This window comes from Paenisporosarcina sp. P5_A11 (assembly GCF_056400705.1).
The window spans coordinates 18,612-40,159 of record NZ_JBFUKT010000009.1; the positions used below are offsets into that span (position 1 = coordinate 18,612).

The following is a 21,548-nucleotide window of genomic DNA, read 5'->3' on the forward strand; positions in this document are numbered from 1 at the left end:
ATTCAAAAAAGCTAGATTTGATAGCTAATATATCAAAAATTATAGAAATAGAACTTAAAAAAGCACCACAGACATAAAAGTCTATGGTGCTTTCCTATAGAAGTTAACCTATCTTCAATTCACAGTATGTTTGCTCGTTTTTTTATGATAGCCTTTTCCATAATAGTATAACGTTAAGAAAATAAGCCATAACGGTCCAACGACAAGAGCGATTCTTGTATCAGGATTGTAAGCCATTACAATAATAACAAACGCCAAGAATGCAAGTGCAAGGTATGAAGTGAATGGAAATAAAGGCACTTTATATTTCAATTTTTCTTTCTCCTTAGGTTTCAATCCTTTACGGAAACTGATTTGTGATAACAGGATAATCCCCCATGTCCAAATAGCTCCGAAAGTAGCAATACTCGTTACCCAAGTGAATACCTTAGCTGGAACAATGTAATTTAAAAGAACTCCGACTAATAACACAACAGATGTGGCAAGAACAGCTGTTCCAGGAACACCGTTTTTTGTTAGTTTTCCAAAATTCTTTGGAGCTTGACCATGTTCTGCAAGGTTAAATAACATTCTTCCTGTACTAAATAGTCCACTATTACATGAAGAAAGAGCTGCAGTTAAGATTACAAAGTTAATAATACCCGCTGCGCCTGGTATCCCAATTTGTTCAAAAGCCATTACAAACGGACTGCCTTTTGATCCGATTTCATCCCACGGATAAATGGACATAATAACAAACAATGCTCCCACATAAAAGATAAGAATACGCCAGAAGACCGAATCAATCGCTCGGGCTAATGTTTTCTCCGGATTTTTAACTTCACCGGCAGTTACACCAATCATTTCAATTCCTAGATATGCGAACATGACCATTTGTAGTGATAATAGTAGTCCCTTTATTCCATTCGGGAAGAATCCACCGTTTTCCCATAGATTACTAATACCCGTTGCAATACCACCGTTACCGATTCCAAAAGTAATCATGCCTATTCCGACGAAAATCATCGCAATAATCGTTACTATTTTAATCAAAGCAAACCAAAACTCCAGTTCACCATATGCTTTTACAGCAAGGAAATTAACACCAGCCATTGCGACTAATGCAATTAATGCCCAGATCCAACGAGGAGTATCTGGATACCAAAACTCCATATAAATTCCCACAGCCGTTATCTCGGCCATACAAGTAACAACCCATAAGAACCAATAATTCCAACCTGTTATGTATCCTGCAAGTGGTCCTAAGTAATCCCGTGCATATTTACTGAACGAACCTGCTACTGGTTTGTGAATCGCCATTTCCCCTAGCGCTCTCATAATAAAAAACATCATAAGTCCGCTGAATGCATAACCTAATAATATACTTGGTCCAGCTAATTTAATCGCTGTAGCAGATCCCAGGAATAGACCTACCCCAATAGCAGCTCCCAGGGACATAAGTGTGATATGCCTTTCTTCCAATCCACGTTGAAGTCCTTTTGATTGTGAATTATTCTTCAAACTTGTTTCCCCCTTTTGTACGCGTGTTAACTTTTAGTAACGATTTAAATAATTTTGCTATAATTTAAATATTTCTAATATAGCATCGTCTTAATATAAATCATTTTTAATAGTTTGACTAGTTCCATAAGTTCTAGTAACATAGTCACCTCTGCTAATGATTCATATACCCCAATAAAAAAAAATATATGTTAGGAATTATAAAAAACTTACTAAAAGTTATTCTTTAAAATTATACTAACAAAACATTTTAAAATTTCTGTCAAATTAAATTGCATTAAAAAGGATTTTTCTAGGACAAGTTCGTCCTTAGAAAAATCCTTTTAATTATTTGAAAAAATCTAGCACATTATCTTTTTTATTGATACAAAGGGAACTTAGCAGTCAAGGCTGCTACACGTTCTTTCGCTTCTTTGTGAACCGCTTCGTCTTCAATATTTTTCAGTAATTTCGCTATGATTGACGCAATTTCTTTCATTTCTGGTTCTTTAAATCCACGAGAAGTCACTGCAGGTGTTCCGATTCGAATACCTGAGGTAACAAACGGGCTTGTTGTATCGAAAGGAATGGTGTTTTTATTTACGGTAATGCCTACTTCGTCTAACACTTTTTCCGCCACTTTACCTGTTAACTCTAAAGAACGTAAGTTTACAAGCAATAAGTGATTATCAGTACCGCCAGAAACAACATCAATTCCTTCATCAATCAAGCAGTTCGCTAATGCTTTCGCATTTTTCACAACTTGCTGAATATACGTTTTGAATTCTGGTTGTTGAGCTTCACCAAATGCTACAGCTTTTGAAGCAATCACGTGCATTAATGGACCACCTTGAATTCCTGGGAAAATCGTTTTATCAATTTTCTTCGCAAATTCTTCAGTTGTTAAAATCAGTCCACCACGAGGACCACGAAGAGTTTTGTGTGTCGTTGATGTTACAAAATGAGCGTGTGGTACTGGATTTGGATGTTCACCCGCTGCGACTAAACCAGCAATATGTGCCATATCGACCATCAAGTATGCTCCTACTTCGTCCGCAATTTCACGGAATTTTGCAAAATCAAGTGTACGAGAATAAGCACTCGCTCCAGCAACTATCATTTTGGGTTTATGTTCAATCGCTTTTTCTCGAACTTCAGAGTAATCAATCGTTTCTGTCACTTCATCTACTCCGTATTCAACAAAGTTATATTGAATTCCACTGAAGTTGACTGAAGATCCGTGCGTTAAGTGACCACCATGAGATAAGTTCATGCCTAAAACCGTGTCGCCTTGCTCAAGTACTGTCATGTAAACCGCCATGTTAGCTTGTGAACCTGAATGTGGTTGTACATTTGCATGTTCTGCTCCGAAAATTTCTTTCAAGCGGTCACGTGCGATATTTTCAACAACGTCTACATGTTCACAGCCACCGTAGTAACGTTTGCCAGGATAGCCTTCAGCATATTTATTTGTTAATACAGACCCTTGAGCTTCCATTACTGCTTCTGATACAAAGTTTTCAGAGGCTATTAATTCAATGTTACCTTGTTGACGTATTTTCTCATCATTCATTGCTTCATAAACCACTTTGTCTTGCACAGCAATCTTTTTCATGTGTCCATATCCCCTTTGAATGTCTATTTGTTTTTATATACTGCTCGTTCACCGCCGATAAGTTTTGGGCGAGTGGTTGCGAGTGTGACAATAGCTTCACCGATTTGCTTAATAGATGTTCGAATCGGCACCGCTACTGGTTTTATATGCATGCCGATGAGTGTTTGTCCGATATCGATGCCACCGTGGGCTTGTGCATGCTCGACCACAACAGGATTGCTGAAATGGGTATAGGCATAAGCTGACATAGATCCACCTGCTTTTTGAACAGGAATGACTGTTACTGGTTCTAGTCCGAAGGCTATCGCCGTTTGTTGTTCTACTGTAAGCGCTCGGTTGATATGTTCACAACCTTGGAAGGCTAAATGGATGCCATGCTTTTTGGCAAAAGTTTGAAGCGGCTTATATAAAGCTTCCGCTACTTCCATTCCACCTGCAGAGCCAATTCGCTTGCCAACAATTTCAGATGTCGAGCAACCAATGACTAGTAGTTGTCCGGGTGTAAACCTAACTTGTTCTGCAAATCCATCCAACAATTCTTCGAGTTGAGATTGCCACATTGTGTAAGCATCCATATGACCAAACTCCTCTATTTGTTTTCCAGTTCAGAAAGTTTTGAGATGCGACGTTCGTGACGACCGCCTTCGAACTCGCCTTCTAACCATGTTTTCACGATTTCGCGCGCTAAGCCTCCGCCAATTACGCGTTCGCCCATTGCTAAAATATTAGAGTCATTATGACCTCGTGTTGCTTTTGCGCTAAATACATCGTGCACTAGAGCACAACGGATGCCTTTTACTTTGTTTGCCGCAATCGACATGCCAATTCCTGTACCACAAATTAAGATACCACGGTCAAATTCACCTGCTGCTACACCTTGTGATACTGGTTGTGCATAGTCAGGGTAATCGACAGAGTCACTTGTTTGTGGTCCGAAATCTTGATACGTGTGACCTAGGTCGTCAAGTAAAGAGGTTATTTCTTTGCGCAAATTATTGCCGCCATGATCGGAAGAAATCGCGATGTTCATAATAGTCCCTCATTTCTTTTCATACTCGTTTTCATCTTACCATTTTTAATAGGAAAAGAGCAAAGTAACATTTGGGTAAAACCGAACTGTCTAAAGACCTATGTGATGCTAGTTTGGTAAATGAATGAATTTATTCTCCTTTTATATAGAGTTTCGGCCAAAGATGCATTTGGCCTCTTTTTACTTCTGTTAATTTTAAACCAGCGACTCTTACTTCGATGCGAATAGTATTTAGGTCGCCACACTGACGCACCTTAATCTTGAGAACAAAGAGATGGGCTTGTGACTATGTCACTTCGTTCAGATTATCCTGCGACGGTTGTGCGTCCTTCGCTCCCTTTGAACCTGGGTGCTCGCAATTAATATCGTTGGAACTAAAGAATTGATTCTTCCGTTATATAGATTCGGTCGAAGATGCTATTTCGTCCTCTTTCTGCTACTTTTACTTTCAAGATCATTCTGCATTCTTTATGAGTGATATTGCAAGAAAGCCAAAATAAATAAAGAAATGGCGTAGTCGGCGACTTGGTTCTTTAAAGATAGTTTTGCTGCTGGTAGGTGAGCGACGAAAGCATCCGAGCCCCAAGATTACCTGTAAAAGAAACGAAGGCGATGTGACACCGTCACATCGCCTTCGTTTCTCATTTTTTAGTAAAGCTGCAGCTCAAAGCTCATCGGAAACCTTGGTAATAACTTAATTTCAGCGTTTGTTATGGAGTGCCAACTTTTGTTTCATGTTTCTAGAAGATAAAGAAAAACGTTAGCAGCCGAAATTGCATCTTCGGCTGCTTCCATTTGTTAATAATGGTGGCGATTCTTTGGTTAACCCAAAAAGCCTTCAAAGAACTAAAAAATACAGCCCCATTGTTACAGAGCTGTATGGTATTTATTCATCATTCAGTTTAGTAAATAAGTCTTTGGTCAATATGGTGAGCTCTTGGAACGTTTGGCGATACATATGCATGTCTCCGCCAAATGGATCTGATACATTGTGCGAACCATATGGTCGTACGTATTCTTTTAATGTGAAAATTTTGTCTGCAGCGAATGGAAATGCTTGCATGACAAGTTGTTTATGTGCAGTAGTCATCGTTAATATCAAATTAGCCCAGCGCACATCTTCTTCGCTAACTTGACGTGAAAAGTGTGTGAAGTCTATGTCTGCATCTCGAATAACACGTTTTGCATTCTCAGAAATATCGCCACCGTCCATGGCATAAATTCCTGCTGAACGAACGTTCATTCCGTCCTTATTATGTGAATGAAATATCGCTTCAGCCATCGGGCTTCGGCATGTATTTCCCGTACAGATATAATAGATGTTCATGTGAATCCCTCATTTATTTAGTAAAGTGAGTAATCCCATTACCATGAGACATACTCCAGAAAGACGAGTCAACATAGGTCCTTTAATCAGTTTACTTTTAAGTGCAAGGTAAGAGAATGATAACGCAAAAAAACCAGCACTACATAAGAAAAACCACTTTTGTAATTGAAGCATACCAAAAGATAAGCTAACTGAAAAGGTGTCAAGGCTAACTACGACTGCAAGTAGGATGGGAGGAAGGATCGTGGATGTAGGTTTTTGTTGGTACAAACATAGATGAACACCTGTTAGAAATAACAAAATGCTAGAAATGTAGCGGCCACCTTCAACTATAAATGTTGTCACCCATTCCCCCGCGAGGAACCCGAGAAGTGGGAAGACCATATGTAACAACCCTGTCCAAATGGCGAGCATCAGCGGGAAGCGGATTTTAGGCAATACACTATATAAAGCAACCACGTCCAGTGCTGTAAATAGCCCTGCAAACAGTTCTGTAGGCAATGTAAAAATCTCCCCTCTCTCTTGCATTGCTACTAGCATATGCAAAAAAGGAAGAGATTAGGAATGCCACCAATTGCCATCCGCTGCTTTTTCTAGTCGGTTAAAAATCGCTGCACCCACGCCCGTTTTGAGCGGTAACGTGACCAGGATAATATCGGCTGTAGTGTCGTCGCAAGCACGTAAATGAGCGTATAAATGGTGTGCGGATTCTTCAGGATTTTGTTGATCGCCTAACGAAAAGAACCAGTCTGCTTGATCATTTTTTAATTCATTTGGTGCTAGCAAAGCGACTTTTTGGTTTTGCGTATGTATAGATTGAATAGCGAGGTCAACAGCATCTAAGTTTGATTCGATTAAGTAAACAGGAGCATCAGGTGCATAATGGGCATATTTCATACCAGGTGCTCGTGGTACTGTCGCATCGTAGACTGTTGTTGTATTCGGTTCGATTACTTCTCCAATTACTGCACTGAGCATTTGTGCTGTAACGCCACCTGGTCGAAGGATTACGGGAGGATCTACAGTGAAATCGACTACGGTTGATTCTACGCCAATTCCGGTTGCACCACCATCTAAAATGAGTGGTATACGTCCTTGTAAATCTTTTTCTACATGAAGGGCTGTCGTTGGACTTGGTTTGCCACTGAGATTGGCACTTGGGGCAGCAACTGGTTCGCCAAGCATTTTTAGTAATTCTAGAGCGACAGGATGGTCTGGCATGCGTAAGCCTACTGTTGATAATCCAGCAGTTACATTTGGTGCAAAGACGTTCGGTTTCGCATGTAATATTAGTGTCAGTGGTCCTGGCCAAAATGCATCGATGCAGTTTTCGGCTTTTTTAGAGATTTCACTAACGTATTTTAAAATATGTTGTGATTCCCCCACATGAACAATTAGCGGGTTATCGGATGGTCGACCTTTTGCCTCGAAAATTTTAGCTACTGCTAGTTCATTCGTAGCGATTGCCCCTAATCCATAAACTGTTTCAGTTGGAAACGCGACAACTTCGCCACTTTTTAATTTTTCCACAGCTTGTGTATAAACTTGTGTTTTATTCACATCGTTATCCACAACGAGTCGAGTCGTTWTCATGTGATAAATCTCCTTTCTTTCGTGATTTGTTGATAGTTATGCACATACTGTTGATAACTAGCAGTGAAAATGGGGATAACTTTGACTAAAACTTACTTTTAATCCAGTCCCATATCCAAAACTTCACTGGCTCTTCAACCACTTCTTCTTCTTCTTCTTGGTAACATACTTTTGGAAACAAGGCACACCACCAATTGTCTCCTTTGCCACTGCCAATTGTAATAACTAGTGCTTTGTGGAAATCTTGTGCATAAAAGTAAGTGCCATCTGTTTTAGGTGGAATTAATGCGTTTGCTAAACCAATGTGAATTGTTTGCTCCGTAATTGCCCCTGCTTTTCGTGAAATTTCTTTGGAAATTAGATTTAGTTCTTTTTCTAATTGCGCAGTGGTTTGAAACGTGTCAGTTGCTTTTTGTAATAGTGGTTGAATCTCTTGATAGACTAGCGATTTAACTTGTTGATCTTCGTTCGTGTTACTGTTTGCAATGATTCTTACTTGAATAGCATCAGCAGGAACAGCGTCTGCCGCTCCGCTTACTACCGGCATTAAAAATAATAAAGTTTGAATAAGTACAAGTGCCAATACAAGTTCAATCCATGGAGACCTCTTCATTTGTGGTTGTTCATTTCTGAAAATCTCGTAATCTTCTATCATGGTTATCTCCCCCTTGCCTTCATTGTGGACAAGGTGTGGATTATTTATTCACTTAATCTCACAAAAAATCATTCTTTCTTTTCCATTGATATCTTTTACGATATCCACTTGTGCAGTTGGAAATGATTTTTGAAAGAACGATTGGACAGCGGGCCCTTGTGTATAGCCAATTTCTAAGCCTATCAAAGCGGGTTTATTCATGAGTGCAGGAAGTTCTTCTGCTAGTCTTTTATATAAATGAAGTCCTTCATCATCGGCAAAAAGGGCATTATGAGGTTCATAGTTTAGTACGGTATCTGATAGACTAAGAGCCTCGTCATGTGAAATGTATGGTGGATTAGACAAGACAATATCCCATTTTTCGCTTGAAATAGGGGCAGTTAAATCACCTTGTTTAAATACGATTTGTGCACCTAGATCACTTGCATTCTCTTGTGCTACAACTAATGCTTGAGTTGAAATATCGGTTGCAGTTACTTGTAAAGTCTTAACTTCCGCTTTCATGGTTACCGCTATCGCACCACTTCCAGTTCCGATATCGGCGAGCTTCAGCTTGGCTTGTTCATTGAAAAGTCGCTTCATTCTAGCTATTGTTGCTACGATGAGTTCTTCTGTTTCAGGACGCGGTATAAGTACATGTTCATTCACTTTAAAGGTACGTCCGTAAAATTCTTCGGTTCCGATAATATATTGAACAGGCTTTCCTGTACTGTGTTCTTCAATCAGAGACCAGTAGTGTTCAAATTGTTCGGTTGAAATYTCTTCTCGCATGTCCATTAATAATTGAACGTGCGTTTTCTTTAGTACGTGTTGCAGCAACATGCGCGCAACTTGTTCTTCTCGTCCGTGTCCCGATAAAAAAGAAGAAGCCCGTKAAAGGGCCTCATATACATATTTACGCATTGGTATCATTCATTCGCTCAAGTCGTTCGGTTTGGTCCGTCAAAATTAACACGTTGACGATTTCCTCGAGTTTACCTTCCATGATTTGATCCAGTTTTTGAATCGTTAAACCAATGCGATGATCGGTTACACGGTTTTGTGGATAATTGTACGTGCGAATTCGTTCTGAGCGGTCTCCTGAACCTACTGCAGATTTACGAACAGCATCGTATTCCGCTTGTGCTTCTTGACGGAATTTATCGGCAACACGTGCACGAAGAACGGTCATTGCACTCGCTTTATTTTTAATTTGAGATTTTTCATCTTGGCACGTTACTACTGTCCCAGTTGGAATATGTGTCAAACGTACTGCTGACATCGTTGTATTAACCGATTGTCCTCCAGCACCTGAAGATGCATACGTATCTGTACGGATATCATTTTCATGAATATCCACTTCTACTTCTTCCACTTCTGGAAGACATGCTACAGTTGCAGTTGATGTATGAGTTCGTCCACCAGACTCGGTTTCAGGTACACGTTGTACGCGGTGAGCCCCATTTTCGTACTTCAGTTTCGAGTAAGCGCCTTGGCCTTTGATCATGAAGATAACTTCTTTATAGCCTCCGATTACTGTAGGAGAAGCGTCCATAATATTAATTTTCCATCCTTGGGCTTCAGCATAACGGCTGTACATGCGGAACAGATTCCCTGCAAATAGAGCAGCTTCATCTCCACCAGCAGCTCCACGAATCTCCATAATAACGTTCTTTTCATCATTCGGATCTGTAGGAATTAACAATACTTTTAGGCGTTCTTCAATGTCGTTAATTTGTGCTGATAAATCGTTCATTTCTTCTTTTACCATTTCACGCATATCGCCATCTAATTTATCGTCTAGCATCGCTCTTGCTTCAGCATGTTGCTCTTTAACTTGCTTGTATTCACGGTATGCATTAACAGTATCTTGCAAGTCCGATTGTTCTTTAGAAAGCGTGCGTAATTTATTCATATCCTTAACAATCTCAGGGTCACTGAGTAATTCAGTCAAACGATCATATCGGTCTTCTACCGACTGTAAGCGATCAAACATACTTTCACCTCATCCGTTCATGTGATTAACACTATAATTATATAGAAAAAGAGTAGCTTTCGCCACTCTTCGTTTAGAATTCTTATTAATAATTGGGAATTTTTTCATATTGATTCAACGCTATTCATCCATTGCGGATGTTTTTTCAAGATTAAAGTGTAGTTTTTGAATTAACTTCTTCTGAGTACACTAATGAAGTTTGATGAGTGACACCCGCTGGTACTTCGTGATGGTGACGGCAACGAGGTTCATACGCTTCAGTTGCACCAATTAAAATAATTGGGTCTTCATAGCCTGCTGGTTCCCCGTTAATTAGTCGTTGTGTGCGGCTTGCTGGTGACCCACATACTTGGCAAACGGCTTGTAATTTTGTTACGAGTTCCGCTATGGCCATTATGTTCGGCATGGGACCAAATGGTTCTCCTCTGAAATCTTGATCTAGACCTGCAACAATTACGCGGAAACCATGATTCGCAAGACGTTGTACGACATCAATAATTCCCTCATCAAAAAATTGCGCTTCGTCAATTCCTATCACATCATATTCGTCCGAAATGTACGCCCATATATCTTTTGAACGTTCGACTGGGATCGCTATTACTTTCGTGCCATTGTGACTAACTACTTCTTCTTCACTATATCGATTATCTAAACGTGGTTTGAACACAGCAATTTTTTGTTTCGCAAATTGCGTGCGTCTTACACGACGAATTAATTCTTCTGATTTGCCGGAAAACATACTTCCGCAAATGACTTCAACCCAACCGGATTGTGACATCACATACATGGAAGTCACTCCTTTCAAAACTCTCTATTCCCTATCATACAGAAAACAAATATAGAATACTCGTCTTTTTTTTCTTCAAGAAATGTGATATGGAAGAATTGTGACACAAGGAGGTATTTGGGGAATTCCTACGTCAAGGCTATTTTTCCTACGTGAGCTCTGTTTTTTCCTACGTCACTCCGCTTTTTTCCTACGTGACCCCCTATTTTTACAACTGAGCAATCGCTCAGCATTTATTTTATAGCAAAACTTGAAATTAACAGAATAAACATGCTATTTTCATATCAATGATACTAACATCTCAGCAATGAAAGGAGCATTTATTATTTATTCTAATCGAATTCCGCCTAAAGAAATCCAAATTTATAAACGTGCACAATCCAGGTTTCCAATAAACCATCCTTATTTTAAGGAATTTTTATCAAAAAGAAAAATTATAGAAGCTGGATACTTTGGTGAAAGTTATGTTGATCACTTTTTGCATCAAATGGTATTTCCAAAAAACCATTATATTTTTAAAGGTTTGCATCTCCAATTAGAACCTGAGACTTTCCTCCAAATTGATACCTTAATTGTGACTCAAAAATATATCGCTATTCTAGAAATTAAAAATATAAAAGGCAAAGTGTATTTTCAAAAACATCCTAAACAGCTTATTAGGGAGTTTAATGGAGAATTTGCAACCTATAAATGTCCCGAACAACAAATTCTACGTCATAGCATTAAGATTAAGCGGTTACYAAATCAACTCAATATTAAAATACCTATTGAAAATAGAATCGTTTTTGCTTTTTCATCTACCCATATTGCTGAACCCCCAGAAAAGGTAATGGCTCTAATGGCTTGTGACATAACAAACCATCTTGAAGAACTAAACCAACTCCCTGAGGTAATCTCTAGTAGAACATTTAAACGCTTGATCGATTCTCTTACCTCATTAGAGTGCGAATATTTCCCTACACCTTTTGCAGAAAAACTTCAATTTGATTGGAAAACTTTAAATACTGGTCTTTTCTGTCCAAACTGCGAAATTAAATTAATAAACCAACATCGCTGTCCTATATGTAAGAAATCTCGTAAAACACTTTACACTCTAGCTGTAGAAGAATGGTTTTACCTTTGTAAAAAAACAATTTCCAATAAAGAATGTGTTCATTTTCTCGAGCTTAAAGATAAATACGCTGCTACTTACCTTCTTAAAAACCTTCAACTAGAACCGCAAAATCATAACAAGTACCGACGTTATGCTTTTACAAAATCTTTTTGGTTAACTAAAGAATCCACTACTCCTTACAATTAAATTGGTCGACAGTCCAGATGCGTGAACTGAGAAATTTAATCAGAGTTCCTATAAACAGAGCTATTGCTTCCTTCACAAAAATACCCACCAAGCGCTAGCAGGTGGGGCCATTAAAGATTTTGACAGATTTTAGAGTGATAGAAATACTTAGGACGGGACTGTTCGCTGCGCTCATCAACCGTTTTTTTGGAGGGAAATGACTCTGATATTTATGGGATGCGGAGGGATTCCTACGTTGATGACGATTTTCCTACGTGACGGACGATTTTTCCTACGTCATCAMTGTTTTTTCCTACGTGAACCTCTATTTTTACGACTGAGCCACCGCTCAGTCTCACAAAAAAGAAAAATACCCGCTGTGAGCAGAAGCTCTAAGCGGGTATTTGATAATTATTCGTTGATTTCTTCTTTGATGCCATATTTTTTGTTGAAACGGTCAACACGGCCATCCGCTTGAGCGAATTTCTGTTTGCCAGTATAGAATGGATGACATTCTGAGCAAAACTCTACTTTGATGTCTTCTTTTACTGAACCAGTTTCAAAAGCGTTACCACATGAGCAAGTAACTTTAGCTGTTTTGTAATCGGGATGAATTCCTGTTTTCATCTTAAATCTCCTCTCGCCCTGAACCATCTGGAACAGAGTTGGTATTATTTTACTGTCACCTTACACGACCCGTCAATTCGGCCGGATATGTAACAGAGAATGATAATTCTAACCGAATTAAAGTATAGCAAATCCCTATTAAGAAATCAAGCACTTGGTATAAATAAACGCGGATGAACTATACCTTATTACAGTAAACCTTTACCGCCTCTTTTTTCTTTCATTTCCGTATTCAATTGTTCAAAGAACTCTTCGTTTGTTTTCGATTGGCTTATTTTTTTCAAGAAGCGCTCACCGAAATCATGTGAATCCGAGAATGTTTTACGGATAGCCCACAGTTTTTCAAGTTGTTTAGGTGGAAGTAGCAGTTCTTCTTTTCGTGTTCCTGAGCGTCGAATGTCTAATGCTGGGAAGATTCGACGTTCTGCTAAACTACGATCTAAGTGAAGTTCTAAGTTACCAGTTCCTTTAAACTCTTCATAAATGACTTCATCCATACGTGATCCTGTTTCAACTAAAGCAGTCGCTAATATCGTTAAGCTTCCGCCTTCTTCAATATTACGTGCTGCACCGAAGAAACGTTTAGGGCGATGGAACGCTGCAGGATCAATACCACCTGATAGTGTACGACCACTTGGTGGGATTACTAAGTTATATGCACGTGCCAAACGTGTAATGGAATCCATTAATATGATGACATCACGTTTGTGTTCTACTAAACGCATCGCACGGTCAAGTACTAATTCCGCCACTTTCACATGGTTTTCTGGTACTTCATCAAAAGTTGAGCTCACTACATCTGCTTTTACTGAGCGCTCGATATCGGTTACTTCTTCTGGACGTTCATCAATCAATAGAACGATTAAGTCAGCATCTGGATAATTGGTAGTAATAGAATTCGCTATTTCTTTCAATAACATCGTTTTACCTGCTTTTGGAGGTGCTACGATTAGACCACGTTGACCGAAACCTACAGGTGCCACTAAGTCCATAATGCGTGTTGATAACTTGCTTGACTCTGTTTCCAGTTTGATATGACGATCTGGATATAGTGGTGTTAGCGCAGGGAAATGAACACGTTCTTTCGCTGAATCAGGGTCTTCACCATTTACTAATTCTACATGTAATAAACCGTAGTAACGTTCGTTCTCTTTTGGAGGACGCACTTTACCCGTTACTTTATCACCGTTGCGTAAGTCAAAACGGCGAATTTGTGATGCGGAAATATAGATATCTTCAGAACTTGGAGAATAGTTGATGGGGCGCAAGAAACCGAATCCTTCAGATTGAATGATTTCTAAGACACCTTCCATGAAAAAGTAACCTTCTTGTTCTGCACGTGTTTTTAAAATAGCAAAAATTAGCTCTTTTTTAGTGAGTTTGCTGTAGTACGAGATTTTGAACTCACGCGCTAGCGCATACAGTTCTTTTAACGTCATACTTTCTAGTTCACCAATCTTTAAGGTTGACATAAAATGGCACCACTCTTTTACATATTTTGTTGTGTCGGTTCAAGTTGAAAGGCTGGATTGGTTTTGCAAGAATTGATTTTAGTAGAAGATGCCTGACCGAGGTATGGCCAGGCACATAATTTTGAAGTTAGTCTTCCATCATAAGATGAGGTTTTTTCTTCAAGCTATGACGTCCTTCTACGAAACGGACTGTGCCTGATTTTGCACGCATAACTAATGAATGAGATTCTGCATATGATCCTTTGAATTGAACTCCACGCATTAATTCTCCATCGGTTACTCCCGTTGCCGCAAAAATTGCGTCGTCGCCTTTTACAAGGTCTTCCATACGGAATACACGGTTTACGTCTAGTCCCATACGGATACAACGTTGTAATTCTTGATCGTTTGTAGGAACTAGCTTACCTTGAATTTCGCCACCTAAACATTTTAATCCTACTGCAGCAATAACGCCTTCTGGAGCGCCGCCAAGTCCGAATAAAATATCTACGCCTGTTTCATCAAACGCTGTGTTGATAGCTCCTGCTACGTCGCCATCATTAATCAACTTAATACGAGCACCTGATGCACGAATTTCATCAATGATTTTTTGGTGACGTGGTCGGTTTAATATCGTTGCCACTACGTCTTCAATGTCTTTATTTTTTGCACGTGCTACAGCTAGCAAGTTATCCGTTACAGAAGCATTAATATCGACTTTGCCTCTAGATTCTGGTCCTACTGCTAACTTGTCCATGTACATATCTGGTGCATGAAGTAAGTTCCCTCGATCAGCAATGGCAAGAACTGCTAAAGCATTCCAACCACCTGAAGCGACGATATTTGTACCTTCTAGTGGATCTACAGCTATATCTACCGCTGGTCCACCTTGGCCAAGACCTAATTCTTCACCGATGTATAACATAGGTGCTTCGTCCATTTCGCCTTCGCCAATTACGACGACGCCTTGCATCGGGATTGAGTTGAAAACGTTACGCATAGCTGTAGTTGCCGCGTCGTCCGCTTCATTCTTCAAGCCTCGGCCCATCCAACGTGCCGAAGCAATTGCTGCTGCTTCTGTTACACGTACTAACTCCATTGATAAACTGCGTTCCATTTGGTGTGTTCCTCCCGTTATCCGGTCATTTATTTACGTAATTCTACCCCTGTCATTATACCATATGTGATAAAGGGTCGAATTTTTATTTTTTATTTTCTTTTGGCGAATTCTCAACCTCGATCGTTTCCCGACGAATATCCGCACCAAGTCCTTGTAATTTGTCAATTAAAGAACTATAGCCGCGTTCGATATGATAGATGTCGCGGATTTCGGTCTCGCCTTCAGCCAATAATCCTGCTAGTACAAGTGCAGCTCCTGCTCGTAAGTCAGATGCGCGAACTGAAGCAGACTCTAGTTTTGTTGGACCAGAGATAATGGCTGTACGGCCTTCAACTCTAGCAACTGCATTCATACGTTTCAATTCATCAATATGTTTGAAACGTGCTGAATAAATTGTGTCCGTAATAACGGAAGAACCTGCTGCTTGACTCATTAAAACTGAGAATGGCTGTTGTAAATCCGTTGCAAAACCAGGATACACGAGTGTTTTAACATCCACTGCATGCAAATTCACTGATTTAGGAATGAAAATACTTTCTTCGCCTTCTTCTATTTTAACGCCCATTTCACGCAGTTTTGCAGTTAATGCTTCGACATGGAATGGAATGACGTTATCTATAGTGATACCGTCCCCAGCTGCTGCTGCCATTATCATGAATGTACCTGCTTCGATTCGGTCGGGGATAATGGTGTGGTTCGTCCCGTGCAGTTCTTCAACACCATCAATACGAATAACATTGGTACCTGCACCTTTAATTTTTGCTCCCATGTTGCTTAGTAGCGTTGCAACATCAATAATTTCTGGCTCTTTTGCAGCATTCTCAATCGTCGTTTGGCCTTTTGCCATTACAGCAGCCAGCATGATGTTAATAGTTGCACCTACACTTACAACGTCTAAATAAATTTTTGCACCGCGCAACTCTTCGGCACGTAAATAAATAGCACCATGTTCATTTGTTACCTTAGCTCCAAGTGCTTCAAAGCCTTTAATATGTTGATCTATTGGTCGTGGTCCAAGGAAACAACCCCCAGGTAAACCAATGACAGCTTTTTTGAAACGTCCAAGCATTGCACCCATTAAATAATACGATGCTCGCAATTTTTTCACGTTACCATTTGGTAAAGGCATATCTTGCATTTTAGACGGGTCAATGTGCATCGTACCGTCTTCTATAGATACTACTCCACCGATTTCCTCCAGTAATTCCTTCAGTGTCCCCACATCAGAAATTTCTGGTAAACCTTCAATCGTGACAGCCGAATTCGCTAAGATGGAAGCTGGTATTAAAGCAACCGCACTATTTTTAGCACCACTTACTTTAATTGTTCCTTGTAATCGTTTCTGTCCATTAATTTTATAAACTTCCATGTATTTCACCTACAATCAATTCAAGAGTTAACTTATTGTGCACTATTTCGGTTATTCCAATCCGCTAAAAATGCTTCAATTCCTTTATCAGTTAAAGGATGTTTGAACATTTGTTTCATCACGTTAATCGGCATAGTTCCAATGTGTGCACCGTGAAGAGCTGCGTCCGTAACATGTTGTGGGTGACGAATTGATGCTGCAATGATTTCTGTATCTATATTGTGAATGTCAAAAATTTGCGCGATTGTCCCTACTAAATCCATTCCATTATGACCGATATCATCTAAACGACCTAAGAATGGAGATACATATGATGCACCAGCGCGTGCTGCAAGAAGTGCTTGGTTGGCACTGAAGATTAATGTAATGTTTGTTTTAATGCCTTCTTTTGAAAACACTGAACATGCAGCTAAGCCGTCCGGAGTCATTGGCAATTTTACTGTAATGTTAGGAGCAATGGCAGCTAATTCGCGGCCTTCTTTAATCATTCCTTCAGCATCTAAAGCGATAACTTCAGCGCTTACCGAACCATCGACAAGTGCTGTAATTTCACGCAAGCGATCATGGAATGAAATATTTTCTTTTGCTACAAGTGTAGGATTTGTCGTAACACCAGACAAAATTCCCCATGCATGTGCTTCTTTTATTTCTTCAAAGTTAGCTGTATCGATAAAAAATTTCATTTATTATTTCCTCCAAATTATTGAAAAAGAGGAGAAGACCGTATGTCTTCAACACGGACACTTCTCCCGAGATTTCGAATTATATTATTAAATTACGCTTTTCCAGAACTTCCGAAATCACGCATTTTTCCTTGTACTGTTTTTTTAATTGCATCACGTGCAGGAATTAAGTATTTACGTGGATCATATTCTTCTGCATTGCCATTCAAGAAATCACGAATAGCTTTCGTTGCTGCAATTTGGCTTTCTGTATTCACATTTATTTTTGCTGTACCTAAAGAAATCGAGCGTTGAACATCTTTTACTGGAATTCCAGTTCCACCATGCAACACAAGTGGCAAATCAGATAATTGAGAGATTTCTTCCATTTCAGCAAAGCCCAAATTAGGTTCGCCTTTATAAGGACCATGAACCGAACCTAGTGCTGGCGCTAAACAGTCAATGTCTGTACGAGAAACTAGTTCAGCACATTCTTTTGGATCTGCATAAATAACGCCGTCTGCGATAATATCATCTTCTTGACCACCAACAGTCCCTAGTTCTGCTTCAACAGACACGCCTTGTGCGTGTGCATATTCCACTACTTGAGATGTGATAGCAATGTTTTCTTCTAATGGGTGATGAGAAGCATCAATCATAACTGATGTGAAACCAGCGTCGATTGCTTCTTTACACTTATCAAAACTTGAACCATGATCTAAATGAATAGCCACAGGTACAGTTATTTTATAGTCATGCATTAACCCTTTTACCATGTGAACAACAGTTGTAAATCCGCCCATATATCTAGCTGCTCCTTCAGAAACGCCTAAAATCACGGGAGATTTTTCCTCTTCAGCTGCAAGTAAAATTGCTTGAGTAAACTCTAAGTTGTTAATGTTGAATTGTCCAATTGCATAGCCTTCTTTTTTACCTTTGATCATCATGTCTTTCATAGATACTAAAGCCATTGAGGAATCCTCCATTTCATTGTCTATAATCTGGTATCAAGCAACAAGCTCTTTTCATTTCTACGTAAGCCGCCACTTTTCTTAATTTCTAGTTGCAGGGGTTGGAAAGATTAAAGTTTGACTAGCATCTTCCCAGAGGCTTTGTCCAGTTTTCGATGGCAAGCTCGTACCTCTACTTTACCCCACTTTACGTGGGTGATAATGGAGTTCGACTAATTCCGCAAATTTAGCCTACCTTACAAAACAATTCAAAACTATGTTTTGATTCGTTTCTTCTTAGTCTCGGCTTGATGTTCGCACAGGGTTCTCCACTTTTCTATTAAATCATAACAAAAACAGGCAGTGTTTGCCACTGCCTGCGTTTTTCAATCTTTTAACATTCCGTTTACAGCATCGCGTACTTCGTAAATATCAAACGGCTTTGTGAAATAGTGAGAAGCACCTAAATCCATTGCCTCTTTTATTAAATCTAGTTCGCCATATGCAKTAATCATTAAAACTGGGACATCTGGAGTACGCATTTTAATTCGTTTTAATATTTCAATCCCATCCATACCTGGAATTTTCATATCTAATAGGACACCATCAAACTGAATTCTCTCAGCTAACTCTAATGCTTCAATTCCATTAGCAGCTAGATATGTAGTGTAACCTTCTCGTTTGAACACTTCGTTCAAGAGCAAGCGAATGCCTTGTTGATCATCCACAATCAGTAACTGTTTCATGAAAATTACCCCTTTTTCACTTTGATACTAATTCATTAATTCTACAATCTTTTCCATATTCCTGCATTAAATAAATATTTTTGATACTTCTATGTATTCTTGAAGAAAAGGACGTTCCCTCATAATAATACATGATAATCCATTTTTTATGTTAAATATTATATATATATTATTTATTGTTTTCCTCATTGTTATTAATGTGAGTTTAGTCCTTCTTTTCGAGTGAATCTTATGCATTGTATCATCCGGCGAGAAGAAACTACGCGAGGGCTCAGTTTGACTTTTGGGGGTTCATGTCTGAATAGAACAATTTCTAATCAATCCAAAAAAATCCCACTCTTTTTTAAAAAGAGTGGGATTTGATATTATTCGCCTAATGCCGCTTTGATGAATTCACGGAATAAGGGTTGTGGGCGTTGTGGACGCGAGATGAATTCTGGGTGGAACTGAGATGCCACGAAGAATTTGTGATCTGGAATTTCAATTACTTCGATTAATCGGCCATCTGGGCTCGTACCAGAGAAAATGAACCCAGCTGATTCAAATTGCTCGCGGTATTCGTTGTTAAACTCATAACGGTGACGGTGACGTTCGTAAACCAATTCTTGTCCGTAAGCTTCAAATGCTTTAGTGCCATGCACTAATTTACATGGTTGAAGTCCTAAACGTAATGTTCCACCTAAGTCTTCGACGTCTTTTTGTTCAGGTAATAAGTCGATTATCGGGTATGGAGTTTGTGGGTTTAATTCAGATGAATGTGCATCTTTTAAATGTAAAATATTTCTTGCAAATTCTACTGTTGCAAGTTGCATACCTAAACATATTCCTAGGAAAGGTACATTGTTTTCACGTGCATAAGCAGTTGCTGCAATTTTACCTTCTACTCCACGGTCACCGAAGCCACCAGGAACTAAAACACCGTCAACATCGTTTAAAAATTCAGCAACATTGTCTTCGCTAACGTGTTCAGCGTTGATCCATTTCACTTCAATGTCCGCGTCAAATGCAAATCCTGCATGTTTCATTGCTTCAACAACTGAAATGTATGCATCTTGTAATTCTACGTATTTTCCAACTAAACCAATACGTACTTTTTTCGATAAGTTTTGCACACGATCTACTAAAGCAGTCCAATCCGTCATATCTGCTTCAGGTGCTTTGATACCGAAATGATCAAGTACGATTTGGTCCATATGCTGTTCTAGAAGCATTAATGGTACTTCGTACAATGATTCCGCGTCGCGAGCTTCGATAACTTCGCTTGCTTTAATGTCGCAGAACAAAGCGATTTTATCTTTCATATCTTGTGGCACAGCAAATTCAGTACGAACTACGATGATATTTGGTTGAATTCCTAAACTGCGTAGCTCTTTAACACTATGTTGTGTTGGCTTTGTTTTCATTTCTTTAGCTGAACGGAGATAAGGAATTAACGTACAGTGAATGTACATTACATTTTCTGCACCGAAGTCGCCTTTCATTTGGCGAATCGCTTCTAGGAATGGTAGTGACTCGATGTCCCCAACCGTTCCTCCGATCTCTGTAATGACTACATCTGCATTTGTTTCTTTTGCTGAACGTACTAAGCGTTCTTTAATTTCGTTCGTGATATGTGGAATTACTTGAACTGTTCCACCTAGGTAGTCACCGCGACGTTCTTTTTTAAGAACCGCTGAGTAAACTTTACCTGTCGTAACATTTGAGAATTTACTTACGTTAATGTCAATGAAGCGTTCATAGTGACCTAGGTCTAAATCCGCTTCTGCACCGTCGTCAGTTACGTATACTTCCCCATGTTGGTATGGGCTCATTGTTCCTGGATCTACGTTGATGTAAGGATCGAATTTTTGAATCGCTACGTTTAGACCTCGATTTTTAAGTAATCGACCGAGTGATGCAGCTGTAATACCTTTACCTAGTGAAGAAACTACGCCACCAGTTACGAAAATATATTTTGTCAAAGCTAACTCCTCCTAAAAATGTGATTTTTGTCTACAGAAGTGCATGATAAATCAGGATGTGCGCTGGCGAAGTACTTCATGCTACGCCTTTTCAAATAAAAAAGCGCTCCACCTGCAGTGTTTGCAGAGGGAGCGCATTATATAAGCGTTCAATCTCCCTTTTTAGGGAGCCCAAGTAAAAGAGTAATCCGAATGACTAAATAAGTCAAGACCTATTATTGGTCATCCTCTTCTTCATCGTCTTCATCTTCATCGACAACGATTTCAAACTCATCAGTGTCCGTAAGAAGTTCTTCTGCAACTACTTCTTCGATTTCCACTACTTCATCATCTTCGTCCTCATCTTCATCGTCATCGTCATCGTCTAAGTCAAAGTCTTCTACGTCTTCTACGAATTCATCGAAGTCCTCTTCAAATGCGATTTCATCATCATCTGTATCGTCTTCAATATCATCATCATCTTTAGAAGTTTTTGATTTCTTCTTACGTACTTTAACTGTTGGTGCTGTTTCTTCTTCGATTTGTTCAACCGGGTACCACTCGCGTAAGCCCCAACGGTTTTCAGAAATCGCAAGGAAGCGACCATCAATGTTCATATCTGTATAATACTGAAGTTTACGCTCTTTCATTTGTGCTTCAGTAAACTTGTTTAATTTTTTAATTTCATCAAGTAATTCTTGTAAAGTTAAAGATTCGTGTTTTTCTTCTAATATTGCATGTCCTAAATCGATAAACGATTCTTCACTTAGTTGTTCTTTTGTCATTTCGCGAAATTTCAAATCGTGCACGTCCTTTCTACATACGTTGGCATAGTACCCATTATATACAATCCTCATTCAAATATGCTACTGTCATTTGCTGTTTTTTGATTCTCGTATTTTGAGCCAGCCAAAATAAAACAAGTAAATCGATAGTATTATTA

At 39.2% G+C, this 21,548-nt stretch carries 21 protein-coding genes; 1 reads left to right on the plus strand and 20 read right to left on the minus strand.

Annotation, left to right across the window (positions count from 1 at the left end; all coding sequences use genetic code 11):
* Window positions 1-114 precede the first annotated feature (114 nt).
* The 11 genes from alaP to AC1DOS_RS03785 form a co-directional block, all read right to left on the minus strand.
* Window positions 115-1,437 (minus strand): alanine permease AlaP, encoded by a 1,323-nt coding sequence (gene alaP, locus AC1DOS_RS03735; RefSeq protein WP_477536463.1) that lies wholly within the window; start codon window positions 1,435-1,437, stop codon window positions 115-117.
* A gap of 421 nt (window positions 1,438-1,858) precedes the next feature.
* Window positions 1,859-3,094, minus strand: a complete 1,236-nt coding sequence (glyA, locus tag AC1DOS_RS03740) for a serine hydroxymethyltransferase (protein ID WP_477536449.1) — start codon at window positions 3,092-3,094, stop codon at window positions 1,859-1,861.
* Window positions 3,095-3,117: 23 nt separating this feature from the next.
* Window positions 3,118-3,669: a TIGR01440 family protein gene (locus tag AC1DOS_RS03745; protein WP_477536450.1), complete on the minus strand. Its 552-nt coding sequence runs from the start codon at window positions 3,667-3,669 to the stop codon at window positions 3,118-3,120.
* 14 nt (window positions 3,670-3,683) lie between these two features.
* A complete protein-coding gene (rpiB, locus tag AC1DOS_RS03750) occupies window positions 3,684-4,124 on the minus strand; it encodes a ribose 5-phosphate isomerase B (RefSeq protein WP_477536451.1) in 441 nt (146 codons plus the stop codon).
* An 886-nt stretch (window positions 4,125-5,010) separates the two neighbouring features.
* The gene (locus tag AC1DOS_RS03755; protein ID WP_477536452.1) at window positions 5,011-5,451 is read right to left on the minus strand and encodes a low molecular weight protein arginine phosphatase; all 441 of its coding nucleotides are present in this window, start codon (window positions 5,449-5,451) and stop codon (window positions 5,011-5,013) included.
* A gap of 9 nt (window positions 5,452-5,460) precedes the next feature.
* Window positions 5,461-5,952: a manganese efflux pump gene (locus tag AC1DOS_RS03760; protein ID WP_108586106.1), complete on the minus strand. Its 492-nt coding sequence runs from the start codon at window positions 5,950-5,952 to the stop codon at window positions 5,461-5,463.
* 57 nt (window positions 5,953-6,009) lie between these two features.
* A complete protein-coding gene (locus AC1DOS_RS03765) occupies window positions 6,010-7,044 on the minus strand; it encodes an L-threonylcarbamoyladenylate synthase (protein WP_477536453.1) in 1,035 nt (344 codons plus the stop codon).
* An 85-nt stretch (window positions 7,045-7,129) separates the two neighbouring features.
* On the minus strand, window positions 7,130-7,699 hold the full coding sequence (locus AC1DOS_RS03770) for a stage II sporulation protein R (protein WP_477536454.1): 570 nt from the start codon (window positions 7,697-7,699) through the stop codon (window positions 7,130-7,132).
* 48 nt (window positions 7,700-7,747) lie between these two features.
* The gene (gene prmC / locus AC1DOS_RS03775) at window positions 7,748-8,611 is read right to left on the minus strand and encodes a peptide chain release factor N(5)-glutamine methyltransferase (RefSeq protein WP_477536455.1); all 864 of its coding nucleotides are present in this window, start codon (window positions 8,609-8,611) and stop codon (window positions 7,748-7,750) included.
* Window positions 8,595-9,674 (minus strand): peptide chain release factor 1, encoded by a 1,080-nt coding sequence (gene prfA, locus AC1DOS_RS03780; protein ID WP_108586110.1) that lies wholly within the window; start codon window positions 9,672-9,674, stop codon window positions 8,595-8,597. The genes prmC and prfA overlap by 17 nt, the downstream gene beginning before the upstream one ends.
* Before the next feature lie 151 nt (window positions 9,675-9,825).
* On the minus strand, window positions 9,826-10,461 hold the full coding sequence (locus AC1DOS_RS03785) for a thymidine kinase (protein WP_477536456.1): 636 nt from the start codon (window positions 10,459-10,461) through the stop codon (window positions 9,826-9,828).
* A gap of 307 nt (window positions 10,462-10,768) precedes the next feature.
* Between AC1DOS_RS03785 and AC1DOS_RS03790 the strand changes: the two genes are divergently transcribed.
* Window positions 10,769-11,761 carry a nuclease-related domain-containing protein gene (locus AC1DOS_RS03790; RefSeq protein WP_477536457.1) on the plus strand — a complete coding sequence of 331 codons (993 nt, stop codon included), beginning with the start codon at window positions 10,769-10,771 and terminating at the stop codon, window positions 11,759-11,761.
* Between the two features lie 390 nt (window positions 11,762-12,151).
* Here the strand turns inward: AC1DOS_RS03790 and rpmE are convergent, their stop codons facing one another.
* The 9 genes from rpmE to rpoE form a co-directional block, all read right to left on the minus strand.
* Window positions 12,152-12,367, minus strand: a complete 216-nt coding sequence (rpmE, locus tag AC1DOS_RS03795) for a 50S ribosomal protein L31 (RefSeq protein ID WP_108586112.1) — start codon at window positions 12,365-12,367, stop codon at window positions 12,152-12,154.
* 188 nt (window positions 12,368-12,555) lie between these two features.
* Entirely contained in the window at window positions 12,556-13,839 is a 1,284-nt protein-coding gene (rho, locus tag AC1DOS_RS03800) for a transcription termination factor Rho (RefSeq protein ID WP_108586113.1), read from the minus strand.
* 127 nt (window positions 13,840-13,966) lie between these two features.
* The gene (glpX, locus tag AC1DOS_RS03805; RefSeq protein ID WP_108586114.1) at window positions 13,967-14,935 is read right to left on the minus strand and encodes a class II fructose-bisphosphatase; all 969 of its coding nucleotides are present in this window, start codon (window positions 14,933-14,935) and stop codon (window positions 13,967-13,969) included.
* An 85-nt stretch (window positions 14,936-15,020) separates the two neighbouring features.
* Window positions 15,021-16,307 (minus strand): UDP-N-acetylglucosamine 1-carboxyvinyltransferase, encoded by a 1,287-nt coding sequence (locus tag AC1DOS_RS03810; RefSeq protein ID WP_477536458.1) that lies wholly within the window; start codon window positions 16,305-16,307, stop codon window positions 15,021-15,023.
* A 32-nt stretch (window positions 16,308-16,339) separates the two neighbouring features.
* Complete coding sequence (fsa, locus tag AC1DOS_RS03815) at window positions 16,340-16,990, minus strand: fructose-6-phosphate aldolase (protein ID WP_108586116.1); 651 nt, start codon at window positions 16,988-16,990, stop codon at window positions 16,340-16,342.
* A gap of 92 nt (window positions 16,991-17,082) precedes the next feature.
* On the minus strand, window positions 17,083-17,940 hold the full coding sequence (locus tag AC1DOS_RS03820; RefSeq protein ID WP_108586117.1) for a class II fructose-bisphosphate aldolase: 858 nt from the start codon (window positions 17,938-17,940) through the stop codon (window positions 17,083-17,085).
* Window positions 17,941-18,305: 365 nt separating this feature from the next.
* The gene (locus tag AC1DOS_RS03825; RefSeq protein ID WP_477536459.1) at window positions 18,306-18,665 is read right to left on the minus strand and encodes a response regulator; all 360 of its coding nucleotides are present in this window, start codon (window positions 18,663-18,665) and stop codon (window positions 18,306-18,308) included.
* A gap of 365 nt (window positions 18,666-19,030) precedes the next feature.
* Window positions 19,031-20,626 (minus strand): CTP synthase, encoded by a 1,596-nt coding sequence (locus tag AC1DOS_RS03830; RefSeq protein WP_477536460.1) that lies wholly within the window; start codon window positions 20,624-20,626, stop codon window positions 19,031-19,033.
* 215 nt (window positions 20,627-20,841) lie between these two features.
* Window positions 20,842-21,405: a DNA-directed RNA polymerase subunit delta gene (gene rpoE, locus AC1DOS_RS03835; RefSeq protein WP_477536461.1), complete on the minus strand. Its 564-nt coding sequence runs from the start codon at window positions 21,403-21,405 to the stop codon at window positions 20,842-20,844.
* Window positions 21,406-21,548: the final 143 nt, after the last annotated feature.

What these genes read in the sequence shown, in the direction of transcription:
- glpX (WP_108586114.1), bottom strand. Translation starts at nt 14,935, where the DNA reads ATGGAACGCAGTTTATCAATGGAGTTAGTACGTGTAACAGAAGCAGCA.
- prfA (WP_108586110.1), bottom strand. Translation starts at nt 9,674, where the DNA reads ATGTTTGATCGCTTACAGTCGGTAGAAGACCGATATGATCGTTTGACT.
- AC1DOS_RS03755 (WP_477536452.1), bottom strand. Translation starts at nt 5,451, where the DNA reads ATGAACATCTATTATATCTGTACGGGAAATACATGCCGAAGCCCGATG.
- fsa (WP_108586116.1), bottom strand. Translation starts at nt 16,990, where the DNA reads ATGAAATTTTTTATCGATACAGCTAACTTTGAAGAAATAAAAGAAGCA.
- rho (WP_108586113.1), bottom strand. Translation starts at nt 13,839, where the DNA reads ATGTCAACCTTAAAGATTGGTGAACTAGAAAGTATGACGTTAAAAGAA.
- glyA (WP_477536449.1), bottom strand. Translation starts at nt 3,094, where the DNA reads ATGAAAAAGATTGCTGTGCAAGACAAAGTGGTTTATGAAGCAATGAAT.
- rpiB (WP_477536451.1), bottom strand. Translation starts at nt 4,124, where the DNA reads ATGAACATCGCGATTTCTTCCGATCATGGCGGCAATAATTTGCGCAAA.
- AC1DOS_RS03785 (WP_477536456.1), bottom strand. Translation starts at nt 10,461, where the DNA reads ATGTATGTGATGTCACAATCCGGTTGGGTTGAAGTCATTTGCGGAAGT.
- alaP (WP_477536463.1), bottom strand. Translation starts at nt 1,437, where the DNA reads ATGTCCCTGGGAGCTGCTATTGGGGTAGGTCTATTCCTGGGATCTGCT.
- AC1DOS_RS03820 (WP_108586117.1), bottom strand. Translation starts at nt 17,940, where the DNA reads ATGGCTTTAGTATCTATGAAAGACATGATGATCAAAGGTAAAAAAGAA.
- AC1DOS_RS03745 (WP_477536450.1), bottom strand. Translation starts at nt 3,669, where the DNA reads ATGGATGCTTACACAATGTGGCAATCTCAACTCGAAGAATTGTTGGAT.
- AC1DOS_RS03810 (WP_477536458.1), bottom strand. Translation starts at nt 16,307, where the DNA reads ATGGAAGTTTATAAAATTAATGGACAGAAACGATTACAAGGAACAATT.
- AC1DOS_RS03770 (WP_477536454.1), bottom strand. Translation starts at nt 7,699, where the DNA reads ATGATAGAAGATTACGAGATTTTCAGAAATGAACAACCACAAATGAAG.
- rpmE (WP_108586112.1), bottom strand. Translation starts at nt 12,367, where the DNA reads ATGAAAACAGGAATTCATCCCGATTACAAAACAGCTAAAGTTACTTGC.